Below are 13,698 nucleotides of genomic sequence, written 5' to 3'. Positions count from 1 at the left end.
AAGGATGAACTCCGTGACCTCTCAAGGGGTCGACTCGTCTAGCTAAAAGTCTGTGCATGGCATCATTGCGAGCTTAATCGCGGTATACAGCGCAGGTTTGAGCCGTTAACGTAAAGCAAAGCCGTTTATAGAGGAAGGACTCGTGGAACACTCGCTCTTAGTTTGGTTGTTGCCGACTCTTGCCCTGGTTGCCGGTGTCGCCATTGGATTCCTGGTTGCTCGCCTGCTGCCGAATGCCGCGCCTAACCGCACGCAGCGTCAGTTGGATGACATTCAGGAACGTTTTGACAGTTATCAGAACGAGGTTGTTACCCACTTCAACAGCACCGCGACCCTGGTCAAGAAGCTCACCCAGAGCTACCAGGAAGTACAGGATCATCTCGCCGATGGCGCTAACCGCCTGGCCCTCGACGACATCACCCGCCAGCGCCTGCTGGCCGCGTTGCATTCCGATGCACCGCAGACCCCACGGGAACGCCTGACCCCGCCCCGGGAAAACCAGGAACCGCCACGGGACTACGCGCCAAAAACGCCGGACGCCCCAGGCATGCTGGATGAGCATTACGGCTTGAAGAAGTAAGTTAGCTTCCAGCAACACAAAGCCCGGCTGATCGATGATCAGCCGGGCTTTTTATTGGGCCTCAATTTTCCTGACAATGCAGATCCAATGTGGGAGGGGGCTTGCCCCCGATTCCGGTGGATCAGCCAATGCATCTGTGACTGACAGACCGCCATCGGGGGCAAGCCCCCTCCCACATTGATCGAGCCCCGCCTCAGGACACTGTCTGTTCCTGCAACCGCCCACCCTCGATCCGCACATGCCGCCCATGGAAACGCTTGAGGCTGCTGCGATGACCGACGCTGACGATACTCAGCCCCGGCAATTGATCGATCAGCGCCTGATACAGCGTCGCTTCATCCTCTTCATCCATGGCCGACGTCGCTTCGTCCATGTACAGCCATTGCGGCGCGAACAGCAAGGCGCGGGCAAAGGCCAGGCGCTGCTGCTCGCCGGGCGAGAGCATGCGCTGCCAGTGGTTGGCTTCATCCAGACGGCTGACCAGATGCGGCAGGCGACAGGTTTCCAGTACCTGTGCATAACGTTGCGCAGGGTAAGCGCTGTCCTCTTGTGGATAACTCAACACGGCCTTCAACGTGCCAATCGGTAAATAAGGCTTCTGCGGCAGAAACAGATAACGCGTCGCCGGCAGGCGAATGCTGCCATGCCCTGCCGGCCACAAATGGCCCATTGCGCGCAGCAGCGTACTTTTACCGCTGCCGGAACGCCCGCTGAGCATCACGCGCTGACCCGGCTCCACGATCATGTCGGCGTCGGTGAGCAAGTGACGACCATCGGCCAGGTCCATGCCCAGACTCTTGATCACCAGCTGTTCGCCTTCAGGGCTCACATCAATGGCCGGGGCACGCTGCTCGTTGTCGCTCATGGCCTGCTGGAAACTCAGCAGACGGTCGCTGGTGGCACGCCACGCCGCGAGTTCCGAGTAGGCGTTGATGAACCAACTGAAGTTTTCCTGCACATTGCCAAACGCCGAGTTGATTTGCATCAGCTCGCCCAGTTCGATCTTGCCGGTGAAGTAGCGCGGCGCGGCGACGATAAACGGGAAGATAATCGCTATCTGGCTGTAGCCGGCGGTGAAAAAGGTCAGGCGCTTGGACACTTTCATGATGTCCCAGAAGTTGTGCCAGACCTTGCCGAAGCGCGAGCTCAGGCGCTGCTTTTCATTCGGCTCGCCGTTATAGAGGGCGATGCTTTCAGCATTTTCACGCACCCGCACCATGGAGAAACGCAGGTCCGCTTCGAAGCGCTGTTGCTGGTTGTTCAAGCCGATCAAGCGTCGCCCGATCAGGTGCGTCAGCCAACTGCCCACGGCGGCATACAGCAGCGCACACCAGAACATGTAGCCGGGAATGGTGATGCCAAACACTTCGATGCTGCCCGACACGCCCCACAGGATGATCGAGAACGACACCAGGCTGACCACGTTGCGCAGCAGTCCCAGGCCCAGGCTCAAGGTGCTGGTGGTAAAGGTATTGAGGTCTTCGGAAATCCGCTGGTCCGGGTTATCGGTGTAGCCGCCCTGCTCCAGCTGGTAGTAGTTCTTGTGGGCAAGCCAGCGCGCGAAGTGCTTTTCGGTCAGCCAGGCACGCCAGCGGATGGTGAGCATCTGGGTCAGGTACAAGCGATACACCGCGCCGAGGATCGCCACGGCCGCGATGCCGCCGAAGTAACCGATCAATTGCCAGAAGGCGGCCGTGTCCTTCTTTTCCAGGGCGTTGTAGAAATCCTTGTACCAGTGGTTGATCCACACCGAGATCGCCACGCTGAACAGCGACAAACCAATCACGGCAGCCAGCAGCAACCAGGCCCGGCCCTTCTCTTCACTGCGCCAATACGGCGTGATCATCGCCCAGGTACGGCGGAAGAATTGCCCACGCACCGCATCATTGACCGCGGAGTATTCAGCGTTCTGATTCATCGTTCAGGCTCGGTAGGAAATTATGACAGGCGTTTGAACCGATCATAGGCGATCGGTTCACGGCTCCGTGCAGCCTGAGGCAGATTGTTCAGTCTTCGTTCAGCGCCGTACCGGGCGCTTCTGCAGTTTGCGCTGCAACGTACGACGGTGCATGCCCAGGGCGCGAGCAGTGGCGGAGATGTTGCCTTCGTGCTCGGTCAGTACGCGCTGGATGTGTTCCCACTGCAGGCGGTCGACCGACATGGGGTTTTCCGGCACCAGGGTGTCGAGGTCGGCGTGCTCGGAAAGCAGCGCGGCGAGCACGTCATCGGCATCCGCCGGCTTGCACAGGTAATTGCACGCGCCACGCTTGATCGCTTCGACGGCGGTGGCGATGCTGGAATAACCGGTGAGGATCACCACGCGCATTTCCGGGTCGAGTTCGAGCAGCTTGGGCAACAGCACCAGGCCGGAGTCGCCGTCCATTTTCAGGTCGAGCGCGGCATAGTCCGGCAGGTCGGCCTGGGCGATGGCCAGGCCTTCTTCGGCTGAGCCCGCGGTGCTGACGCGAAAACCGCGACGGCTCATGGCGCGGGCCATCACGCGGGTAAAGGTGGCGTCATCATCTACCAGCAACAGATGCGGCAGTTCTTCGCCTTCGACTTGGATCTCGTCACTCATCGATATCTCCTCGTGCGACACGGGGCAGGCGCAGCTCGGTGAGCGTGCCACCTTCCTCATGACTATAGAGCTTCACTGAGCCGCCCGCGCGGGTCACGCTGGCCTTGCTCAAAAACAGGCCGAGGCCGAAGCCTTTGCCCTTGGTGGTAAAGAACGGTTTGCCGATCTGCTCGGCAATGGCCAACGGCACACCCGCGCCGTGGTCACGAATGCTGATGGTGACGTTTTCCGCGTCCCAGTCCAACTGCACGCCCAGGCCTTCGGGGCAGGCGTCGGCCGCATTGTTCAGCAGGTTGAGCAAGGCCTGGGTGAGATCAGGCGGCGGCGCCATGCGCGGTACGCTGCCCTGGCCCAACAGGCTGAAACGGTAACTGGCTTCGGGACGCATCAGGTGCCAACGGTTCAGCGCTTCGTCGAGCCACTGGGTGACATCCTGCATTTCTACCGCCAGGCGGCGATTGGCTTCGGCGGCGCGTACCAGTTGCTGCAGGGTCAATTTGCACTGCTTGACCTGTTCCTGCAGCACGCTGAGGTCATCCTGCAACGCCGGGTCGTGATGGTCCTGGGTCATCTCCTTGAGCAGCACGCTCATGGTCGCCAGCGGCGTGCCCAACTCGTGGGCGGCACCTGCGGCCTGCGTGGCGACGGCCAACAATTGTTGGTCGCGCAGGCCTTCTTCACGGCGAATTGCACGCAGTTCTTCCTGGCGACGCAACTCTTCGGCCATGCGCGCGGCAAAAAACGTGATCACGGCGGCGGACAGCGCAAAGCTCAGCCACATCCCGTAGATCTGCAGGTTTTCCCGGGCGATGGGAAACGTCTGCAAAGGATAGAACTGCGCCAACAGCAAGGTGTACAGCGTCAACGCGATGCCCGACAGCACCACCGAATAGCGCCACGGCAACGTCACGGCGGCAATGGTCAGTGGCACCAGATAATAAGAAACGAACGGGTTGGTGGAACCGCCGGAGAAATACAGCAACACACTGTGGATAAACAGGTCGCACGCCAATTGCAGGGCATATTCCAATTCGGTGACCGGCCATGTGGTGCGCAACCGAATCGCGGTAAACGCACACAACACGGTGGAGAAGCCGAGGGTCACCGCCAGTTGCAGCCAGGGCAGCGGCAACAGGTCGAACCAATAGGCGAGCCCGACGGAACCTGCCTGTGCGGCCAAGACCAGGGTGCGAATGAACGTCAGGCGCCAGAGGTTCTGGCGGGTGGCGGAAGTCAGTTTTACGGCGGCGAGCATGAGCTCTCCCGATGAGCGCTGCAGGCGGATCGGCACGAGTATAAACGAAGCAGACCGCCTGGCACGGCGCGTGTGGCTCTTTGACGCAGGCGCGCAGATGACCGCTCGTCGGGGCTGCTGCAAGATGTAGGGAATGTGTAAACCCGAAGAACCCGATGCCACCGTCTACAGTCATACCGAACACGACAATCCCAAGGAGCTTTCATGTCTCGTTTCACTCGCAGTGCAGCGGTTCTCACCCTCGGCGCCAGCGCCCTGGCCAGCCTGCCGGCCATGGCCGCCGATGAACTGCATTACAACCAGATCTCGCTGCGCGCCGAAGTCAGCCAGGAAGTGGCGCGCGACAAGATGATCGTCACTCTTTACACCGAAGCGCAAAACGCCGACCCGGCCAAGCTTGCCGCTGAAATCACCACCACCATGAACCAGGCCCTGGGCCAGGCGCGCGAAGTCAAGGCCGTGACCCTGCGCCAAGGCAGCCGCAACAGCTACCCGATCTACGACAGCAAGAATCAGAAAATCACCGGCTGGCGCGAACGCGCCGAACTGCGCCTGGAAAGCGCGGACTTCCCGGCGCTGTCCAAACTCACCGGCGAGCTGTTGAACACCCTGAAAATGGACAACATGGACTTCGCCATCGCTGACAGCACGCGCAAGGCCAGCGAAGACGCGCTGCTCAAAGACGCGGTTGCCGCGTTCAAGGCCCGCGCGCAACTGGCCACCGATGCGCTGGGCGGCAAGGGCTACAAGATCGTTAACCTGAACTTCAACACCAACGGTTATCCACAGCCGTATGCGCGCGGCGGGATGATGATGAAAGCGGCCATGGTGGATTCGGCGCCAACGCCTGAAGTGGAGGCCGGCACCAGCCAGGTCAACATGAGTGCAGACGGTGTCATTGAAGTTTTGCAATAAGTTTTCGACATACCAACAGGGCGTAATCCTTTAAGGGTTACGCCTTTTTTATTGCCGCCTACGGAACACCAGGACCGTTACGACAAACTCAAAGGCTTTAGACTACAGTCACTTTCTCCACCTCCCCCGCTACACCCTGGAGACTTCTCGTTAAAAACCCTCGATATAAGCTCGGAACTTAAGCCGCCTAATTATCCACCCACTGTAGCGACCACGATTACTTTGAAACAGAGCATCGAACAACCATCCAACTAAGACACATCCCACCCACAGAACATTGCGCATAACGATTCTTTTGTTTTTCGGTCAACGGCGATTATTAATCCAATCATTAATGTGAGTTGATTATGAATATAGCGGCGGCTCTCGCTCCCACGCCAACCTCCTTCCCCACACCGCCCACGAACAATCGTCAGCAACGGGGAATAGATGACTCGCACACAACAAAAAAATGGGCACAGGAAGAAAGGGTAGACCCACCCCCTCCTAAAAATTCGTTCGGACTGCATCCAGTTCCAGCACCGACACCCGAGCATGAGCTTGATACTTCCAAGACCATCATCTACGGTTCAGTCAACGTTATTCCGCCAACGGCGAACTATACGCAGCGCGAACGCGAGCAGCGTATCCAAGCCTACGCCGATCGTGTCGCCACACAAATCAAGCACATCGAAAGCGGCAGCGACGGTGAGCGCAATACCCGGTTCCAGCAAACTCGCCCGTTCCTCGAACCTGCCGGTTACTTCAGCGGTGGGTTGTTGGCAGCTGGCTACGACCCCCAGGAGGAAGTCACGGTCACCTTCTACTCCTATGTAGGAATGGGCACACCCCAGGAGGAAACCAGTAGGAACGTACGCACCTACTTTGCCTGGGAGATTGCCGCCGGAGCATTTGCCCATGACAAGGTGCCAAGGGGTGGCCCGCTGAACTTCCAGGGTATGCAAATCAGTGCGCAAGATAAAAACAAAATTGACGAACTGGAAGTGCTGGGCAGCCATTTGCAAGATCATTGGGAACATGATGTCGCCGCCCCCCTGCGCGACGCTTCGGGAGCACTTGCGAAACGCTCGGGCGAAGCAGACGCCTATGTGTTGCAGGGAACATTGCAAAGTCTACGTGACGACAAACACAGTTATGAACGTTTGACCCCTGCCGCTCAGGCTGCAATTACTCGCACACTGGAAAACCATGGGAACGCCGTCATTCCGAACCTATACGGCTATCCATTGGCCGGGTATGCCTTTATTCCCTACATCAATTACCACGGTGATTACGATCACCGCCCCAACAAAGGCCTGATGATCGATTTGAAGAACGGCACCGTCAGTGAAATAGACGGAGATGACAACTTCGCCAACTGGGCTAAACATAACCATGCCCAATTACTCAACCGTTTCAACGCCCGCGATAGGCAAGGCGGTCACGACGCTCACTGGGTAAGCGCCGGTTACGTACTCAACGCTTTGATTCTAGACAAGCATTCCACGTTTCCGGGCAGAAAGGGGCCCCTCTCGGATAAGGCCGTGCCGGTCCGAGAATTATTCAATTACGCACAATCGCGCGACAGCGATTACTACCTGAAATTCGGTGACCTCAAAAACGGCATTGCCCCTCACTATCAGGCGATGAATGCGAAAAATGCATTGTGGGCAGACCAAACCGAGGTATTTGGCGCCTCTCAGCAACACTGGAAAGAAGCAAAAGAGTTTTGGGGCAACACCTTCGGTTACTTACCTATCGTTGGCAATGCAGGCAATATCGTTTTCGGCGTGCACGATAGCCTCTATGGCCAGACCGCAGAGGATCGGGTTAGCGGCAATGCCGCGGCAGTCATATCCGGCCTGCAACTGGCGCACGAACTTGCACCCATTGGAGTGCACGGGGCAGAAGCACCGCCGGCGAACTTCTCTAATGGCGCGCATTACAGGTGGCAGTCCGATGAGCAAACACATCAGTTGGAATTAGTGCGGGTGAGCAAAGCTTCAAATCAGGCAGACCCCGTCGATGCGGGGCTAACGCCGTCGCCAGACAACGATACCCTGTCCACACCCCACTTGACCGACGAAAAAATCGCCACACTCAGACAATTGATTCCACGCCAGGATTCGTCGAGCATTGATGAGTTATTCGCCGATAAAAACAATTTCAGCACGCTGGATGGAAAAATAAGCCAACTCAAGGAAATCGATGAGCAACTCTACACCTTTGTAGATAGCACCAAGCTGGGGAAGGACACTCGTTTGAACATACTGGTGCATGGCCTATCCGACCCCACCACAGGTATCGCTAAAGTTATATATGATGGGGAACTTAATACGCCACAGGATTTACTCGACACCTTACGTTTTCAAAGCATTAACCCACAAGACTATGGAAATATTCGCCTTCTATCATGCGGCTCTGCAGATGGCGGCACCGCTTCGTTTGCCGCCGAGTTCCAGCGACTCATAGATCGCCCTGTAAAAGGTTATAAAGGCACGGTAACGGTGGGCGTGACGCCGGAAGCAATAAAGCGCTTCACTGACACAATTGAAAACCACTATGTAAACCAAGCCAATCAAAAAAACATCACGATGACGGACAGCCTCAGAAATGACATCAGACTTCTCGCCGAACGCGATGTTAATGAAGATGTAATGAAGCACTTCAGAACCTTGAAGAAAAACCCATACTGGAACCCTTGGAAGTGGTGGACCTTTGAATACAAGCCCGTTCGCTTCGACCAACGTAGCGCATCACGATGATGGTGGCGCCTCTTTCCATGTACACCCTTACATCGGCAAACTTTCGCTTTCCGTGCAATTTTTCATAAGCTGACCCTAAGCGCCTGACTAAAACAAGTGCGCTGTCTGAACCGTGCAGACGGCAATTTAACCTATCTTCACTCCCACATTGACGACAACCTCGGTTATCTTCGTTTGAATTCGGGCAGCGCTTTATGTCTGTCACTTCAGGGGGGCATCATGGAAAGAGTCATCTTCAAACCGCTACTTCTCGCCGTCGGCGTTCTGGCCTTCACGCCACTGGCCCAGGCGGCCACCACCTTGGTCTACTGCTCCGAAGCCAGCCCCGCCGGCTTCGACCCCAGCCAATACACCAGCGGCACCGAGTTCGACGCCTCCGCCGAAACCGTGTTCAACCGCCTTACCCAGTTCAAGCGCGGCGGTACCGAAGTCGAGCCCGGCCTCGCCACCCGCTGGGAAGTGTCCGAAGACGGTCTCACCTATACCTTCCACCTGCGGGACGGCGTCAAGTTCCACACCACCGATTTCTTCACCCCCACCCGCGACTTCAACGCCGATGACGTGTTGTTTACCTTCAACCGCCTGCTGGATGCCGAGAGCCCGTTTCGCAAGGCTTACCCCTCTGAATCGCCCTACTTCACCGACATGGGCTTGAACACCACGATCAAGAGTCTCGACAAACTCGACGAACACACCGTGCGCTTCAACCTGAACAACGTTGATGCATCGTTCGTGCAGAACCTGGCGATGAGTTTCGCTTCGGTGCAATCGGCCGAATATGCCGCCCAGCTCTTGAAACAGGGCAAGGCCGAGGACATCAATCAGAAACCGGTCGGCACCGGCCCGTTCGTGTTCAAGCGCTATCAGAAAGACTCGCAGATCCGCTACGTTGCCAATAAGCAGTACTGGAAACCCGAGGACGTGAAGCTCGACAACCTGGTATTCGCCATCACCCCTGACGCCGCCGCACGCGTGCAGAAACTCAAGGCGGGTGAATGTCAGGTCAGCGGCTACCCGCGCCCGTCCGACATCGAGGTGATCAAGCAGGACCCAAACCTGCGCGTGCAGCAGCAGGCCGGCTTCAATTTGGGTTTCCTGGCGTACAACGTCACCCACCCGCCGCTGGACCAACTCAAGGTGCGCCAGGCGCTGGATATGGCCATCGACAAACCGGCCATCATCAAGGCTGTTTACCAAAGCGCCGGACAATTGGCGCAGAACGCTCTCCCTCCCGCGCAGTGGTCTTATGACCCGACGATCAAGGACGCCCCCTACGACCCGGCCAAGGCCCGGGCGCTACTAAAAGAAGCAGGGGTTGCACCAGGTACCACCATCAACCTGTGGGCGATGACCGTGCAACGCGCCTCCAACCCGAACGCGCGCATGTCGGCACAAATGATCCAGCAGGATTGGGCCAAGGTCGGCATCAAGGCCAACATCGTCAGCTATGAGTGGGGCGAATACATCAAGCGCGCCAAAAATGGCGAGCATGACGCCATGATCTACGGCTGGACCGGCGATAACGGCGACCCGGATAACTGGCTCGGCGTGCTCTACAGTTGTGCCGCGGTCAAGGGCAGCAATTACGCCAAATGGTGTAACCCGGCCTATGACAAGCTGGTGCAGCAGGCCAAGGTCAGCAACGACCGCGAGCAGCGCATCAAGTGGTATCAGCAGGCTCAACAAATCCTTAAGGAACAAGTACCTATAACGCCTATTGCGAACTCGACGGTATTCCAGCCGCTGCGCAAGGAAGTTCGCGATTTCAAGATCAGCCCCTTTGGGCTGACCCCCTTCTATGGCGTGAGTCTAGATAAGTAACAACAACGCCCCAACCGAGTGCACTAGACACGTCGGTTGGGCCTTTTCGGTGCGCACGGCGCACCGAAAAAACCCGCCAAATAGATGCATTTATGTCGAAACTTTCATAAATGCGACATTCTTGTACGCCCGTCCCACTGTTTGGCGCTTGCAACCGTTCAACATCTTGCAATGGGTATGGCGCCTGCATAAGTATCCGCAGGCCGACTCACGAGGTCGCCCTCACCACCAAAAATGACAACAAATCATGAGGCCAACATGCTTAAACACGCAGTCCTTCCGTTCTTAGTGAGCGCTGGCCTTATGGCCGCAGCCCCGTTTGCCCAAGCGGCAACTAACCTGGTGTTCTGCTCCGAAGGGAGCCCGGCCGGTTTTGACCCAGGCCAGTACACCACCGGAACAGACTTCGATGCCTCGGCCGAAACCATGTTCAACCGCCTGAGCCAGTTCGAACGTGGCGGCACCGCCGTGATTCCTGGCCTCGCTACCAGCTGGGACGTGTCCCCGGACGGCCTGACGTATACCTTCCACCTTCGGGAAGGCGTCAAGTTCCACACCACTCCATATTTCAAGCCGACGCGTGAATTCAATGCCGATGACGTGCTCTTCACGTTCAACCGCATGATCAACAAGGACGACCCGTTCCGCAAAGCCTACCCCACTGAGTTCCCGTACTTCTCCGACATGGAGATGGACAAGAACATCAAGAACATCGAAAAAGTCGATGATCACACCGTCAAGTTCACCCTTGGCACCGTGGACGCCGCTTTCATCCAGAACCTGGCGATGAGCTTCGCCTCGATCCAGTCGGCCGAATACGCCGCCCAGCTGTTGAAGGAAGGCAAGGCCAGCGACATCAACCAGAAGCCAATCGGCACTGGCCCGTTCGTGTTCAAGAGCTACCAGAAAGACTCCAATATTCGCTTCACCGGCAACAAGGAATACTGGAAGCCTGAAGACGTCAAGATCGACAACCTGATCTTCGCCATTTCCACGGACCCATCGGTCCGCATCCAGAAACTGAAGAAGAACGAGTGCCAGATCACGGCCTATCCTCGCCCGGCGGACATCAAGCCACTGGAAGCGGACAAGGACATGAAAATGCCGCACCAGGCCGGTTTCAACCTGGGTTACATCGCCTACAACGTGATGCCTGTGCTTAAAGGCCAGACCACGCCGAACCCACTGGCTGACCTGCGGGTTCGCCAGGCGCTGGATATGGCGGTGAACAAGCAGCAGATCATCGACTCCGTGTACCAGGGCGCTGGTCAACTGGCCGTCAACGCCATGCCGCCAACCCAGTGGTCGTATGACACCACTATCAAGGATGCCAAGTACGACCCGGCAAAAGCCAGGGAACTGCTCAAGGAAGCCGGCATCAAGGAAGGCACCGAGATCACCCTGTGGGCCATGCCAGTACAGCGTCCGTACAACCCGAACGCCAAGCTGATGGCCGAGATGCTGCAGAGCGACTGGAAACAGATCGGTCTGAAGGTCAACATCGTCAGCTACGAGTGGGGCGAGTACATCAAGCGTTCCAAAGGTGGTGAGAACCAGGCCATGATCATTGGCTGGAGCGGTGACAATGGTGACCCGGACAACTGGCTCGGCACGCTGTTTTCATCCCCGGCATTGAACGGCAACAACTTCTCCAAATTCGTCAACAAAGACTACGACGCCCTGATCAGCCAGGCCAAGGCGACCACAGATGTTGCCAAGCGCACCGAACTGTACAAACAGGCGCAACAACTGCTTAAACGTGAACTGCCTTACACACCTATCGCGCACTCGACGGTGTATCAACCCATGCGCAACACCGTGCAGGACTTCAAGATCAGCCCGTTTGGCTTGAACTCCTTCTATGGCGTCAGCGTAAGCGGCAAGTAAGGATCGATAGCGGCGACGCTCATAACGTCGCCGTTATTACATCTGCCAGACCCGTAGGAAACAGACCACACCCGCAAGCGTTGCCGCCTTACAGCAATGAACTGCGCTTCGTGCCTCCGTTGCCTACAGGGTCAATCCGATTTGGCGCATTTACTGTGAAGTCCGCGACCCATAACGTCGTAGGACTACAGAGGTACCAATTCGGGAAAGGCACTTACCGCATGTGGGACCAGTGATGTCCCCTTGGCTACAGGCCTGAGGGATTGCTCGCTGTTGATAACTACACACAAGGATCGGAATCGTCATGCGCCATACCACCGTTCTATCCGCAATGTTTGCCGCCAGCCTGCTGGCTGTGGCCACCACGGCTCAGGCCGCCGAAAAGAAGAGCCTGGTGTTCTGCTCCGAGGGCAGCCCGGCGGGCTTTGACACGGCGCAATACACCACCGCCACCGACAACGATGCCGCTGAGCCGTTATACAACCGCCTTGTCGAGTTCGAAAAAGGCGCGACTGACGTAGTGCCTGGGCTGGCAACCAAGTGGGATATTTCCGAAGACGGGCTGACCTACACCTTTCATCTGCGCGAAGGGGTGAAGTTCCACAGCAACAAGGAGTTCAAGCCAACGCGCGACTTCAATGCCGACGACGTGCTGTTCACGTTCAACCGCATGCTTGACCCTGACCACCCGTTCCGCAAGGCCTACCCTACCGAGTTCCCGTACTTCAACGGCATGAGCCTGAACAAGAACATTGCCAAGGTTGAAAAAACCGACCCGCACACCGTGGTGATCACCCTGAATACGGTGGATGCCGCGTTCGTGCAAAACATCGCCATGAGCTTCGCCGCAATCCTCTCGGCCGAGTATGCCGAGCAATTGCTCAAGGAAGGCAAACCCAGCGATATCAACCAGAAGCCCATCGGCACTGGCCCGTTCGTGTTCCAGCGTTATCAGAAAGACTCGCAGATTCGCTATGTGGCCAACAAACAGTATTGGGACCCCAGCAAGGTCAAGCTCGACCAGTTGATCTTCGCCATCAATACCGACGCCTCGGTGCGCGTGCAGAAGCTCAAGGCCGGCGAATGCCAGGTCACCCTGCACCCGCGTCCCGCCGACGTCGACGCGCTCAAGGCCGACCCGAACCTGCAACTGCTGACCAAGCCCGGCTTCAACCTTGGCTACATCGCCTACAACGTGCGCCACAAGCCCTTCGACCAACTCGAAGTGCGCCAGGCGCTGGACATGGCGGTGAACAAGCAGAGCATCCTCAATGCGGTGTACCAGGGCGCCGGGCAACTGGCGGTCAACGCCATGCCGCCGACCCAGTGGTCCTACGACGACAGCATCAAGGACGCCGCCTACAACCCGGAAAAAGCCAAGGAACTGCTCAAGGCCGCCGGCGTGAAGGAAGGCACTGAGATCACCCTGTGGGCGATGCCGGTGCAACGGCCGTACAACCCCAACGCCAAGCTGATGGCGGAAATGCTGCAGAACGATTGGGCCAAGATCGGCCTGAAAGTGAAAATCGTCAGCTACGAATGGGGCGAATACATCAAGCGCACCAAGAACGGCGAGCACGATGTCAGCCTGATCGGCTGGACCGGTGACAACGGTGACCCGGACAACTGGCTGGGTACCCTCTACAGCTGCGACGCCATCGGCGGGAACAACTACTCCATGTGGTGTGACCCGGCGTACGACAAGCTGGTCAAGCAAGCCAAGGTCGTGACCGACCGCGAACAAAGGACTGTTCTGTACAAACAGGCGCAGCAACTGCTCAAGCAGCAGGTGCCGATCACGCCAATCGCCCACTCGACGGTCAACCAGCCGTTAAGCGCCAAAGTCGAAGGCTTCAAGGTGAGCCCCTTCGGCCGCAACGTGTTCTCGGGCGTCAGTATCACCCCATAAGAAAAAATA

Annotated in this window: 9 protein-coding genes; 6 read left to right on the top strand and 3 right to left on the bottom strand. The window is 57.4% G+C overall.

Annotation, left to right across the window (positions count from 1 at the left end):
• The first annotated feature begins 142 nt into the window (after positions 1-142).
• Positions 143-580 carry a YhcB family protein gene (locus C4J92_RS04430; protein WP_057724532.1) on the top strand — a complete coding sequence of 146 codons (438 nt, stop codon included), beginning with the start codon at positions 143-145 and terminating at the stop codon, positions 578-580.
• A gap of 193 nt (positions 581-773) precedes the next feature.
• Here C4J92_RS04430 and C4J92_RS04425 read toward each other — a convergent pair whose 3' ends face one another.
• The 3 genes from C4J92_RS04425 to C4J92_RS04415 all read right to left on the bottom strand — a co-directional run bounded on the left by C4J92_RS04425 (position 774) and on the right by C4J92_RS04415 (position 4,413).
• A complete protein-coding gene (locus C4J92_RS04425; protein ID WP_124403071.1) occupies positions 774-2,498 on the bottom strand; it encodes an ABC transporter ATP-binding protein/permease in 1,725 nt (574 codons plus the stop codon).
• 99 nt (positions 2,499-2,597) lie between these two features.
• A complete protein-coding gene (locus tag C4J92_RS04420) occupies positions 2,598-3,158 on the bottom strand; it encodes a response regulator transcription factor (protein WP_010565532.1) in 561 nt (186 codons plus the stop codon).
• On the bottom strand, positions 3,151-4,413 hold the full coding sequence (locus C4J92_RS04415; RefSeq protein WP_057724530.1) for an ATP-binding protein: 1,263 nt from the start codon (positions 4,411-4,413) through the stop codon (positions 3,151-3,153). The genes C4J92_RS04420 and C4J92_RS04415 overlap by 8 nt, the downstream gene beginning before the upstream one ends.
• Before the next feature lie 204 nt (positions 4,414-4,617).
• Here C4J92_RS04415 and C4J92_RS04410 point away from each other — a divergent pair, with 204 nt between their 5' ends.
• From C4J92_RS04410 to C4J92_RS04390, 5 genes are all read left to right on the top strand, one after another.
• Positions 4,618-5,328, top strand: coding sequence for an SIMPL domain-containing protein (locus C4J92_RS04410; protein WP_124369644.1), 711 nt, complete (start codon positions 4,618-4,620; stop codon positions 5,326-5,328).
• A gap of 347 nt (positions 5,329-5,675) precedes the next feature.
• The gene (locus tag C4J92_RS04405) at positions 5,676-8,072 is read left to right on the top strand and encodes a hypothetical protein (RefSeq protein WP_256657455.1); all 2,397 of its coding nucleotides are present in this window, start codon (positions 5,676-5,678) and stop codon (positions 8,070-8,072) included.
• Between the two features lie 219 nt (positions 8,073-8,291).
• A complete protein-coding gene (locus C4J92_RS04400; protein ID WP_124403070.1) occupies positions 8,292-9,893 on the top strand; it encodes an ABC transporter substrate-binding protein in 1,602 nt (533 codons plus the stop codon).
• 258 nt (positions 9,894-10,151) lie between these two features.
• Positions 10,152-11,780: an ABC transporter substrate-binding protein gene (locus tag C4J92_RS04395; protein ID WP_124365814.1), complete on the top strand. Its 1,629-nt coding sequence runs from the start codon at positions 10,152-10,154 to the stop codon at positions 11,778-11,780.
• Positions 11,781-12,084: 304 nt separating this feature from the next.
• Positions 12,085-13,689, top strand: coding sequence for an ABC transporter substrate-binding protein (locus C4J92_RS04390; protein WP_124369641.1), 1,605 nt, complete (start codon positions 12,085-12,087; stop codon positions 13,687-13,689).
• Positions 13,690-13,698: the final 9 nt, after the last annotated feature.

It is taken from the genome of Pseudomonas sp. R3-18-08 (assembly GCF_003852065.1).
Taxonomy (GTDB): domain Bacteria; phylum Pseudomonadota; class Gammaproteobacteria; order Pseudomonadales; family Pseudomonadaceae; genus Aquipseudomonas.
The sequence above is the reverse complement of the archived record's forward strand: the minus strand, read 5'-3'. Positions and strand labels throughout refer to the sequence as shown.

What these genes read in the sequence shown, in the direction of transcription:
- C4J92_RS04425 (WP_124403071.1), bottom strand. Translation starts at nt 2,498, where the DNA reads ATGAATCAGAACGCTGAATACTCCGCGGTCAATGATGCGGTGCGTGGG.
- C4J92_RS04420 (WP_010565532.1), bottom strand. Translation starts at nt 3,158, where the DNA reads ATGAGTGACGAGATCCAAGTCGAAGGCGAAGAACTGCCGCATCTGTTG.
- C4J92_RS04415 (WP_057724530.1), bottom strand. Translation starts at nt 4,413, where the DNA reads ATGCTCGCCGCCGTAAAACTGACTTCCGCCACCCGCCAGAACCTCTGG.
- C4J92_RS04410 (WP_124369644.1), top strand. Translation starts at nt 4,618, where the DNA reads ATGTCTCGTTTCACTCGCAGTGCAGCGGTTCTCACCCTCGGCGCCAGC.
- C4J92_RS04405 (WP_256657455.1), top strand. Translation starts at nt 5,676, where the DNA reads ATGAATATAGCGGCGGCTCTCGCTCCCACGCCAACCTCCTTCCCCACA.
- C4J92_RS04400 (WP_124403070.1), top strand. Translation starts at nt 8,292, where the DNA reads ATGGAAAGAGTCATCTTCAAACCGCTACTTCTCGCCGTCGGCGTTCTG.
- C4J92_RS04395 (WP_124365814.1), top strand. Translation starts at nt 10,152, where the DNA reads ATGCTTAAACACGCAGTCCTTCCGTTCTTAGTGAGCGCTGGCCTTATG.
- C4J92_RS04390 (WP_124369641.1), top strand. Translation starts at nt 12,085, where the DNA reads ATGCGCCATACCACCGTTCTATCCGCAATGTTTGCCGCCAGCCTGCTG.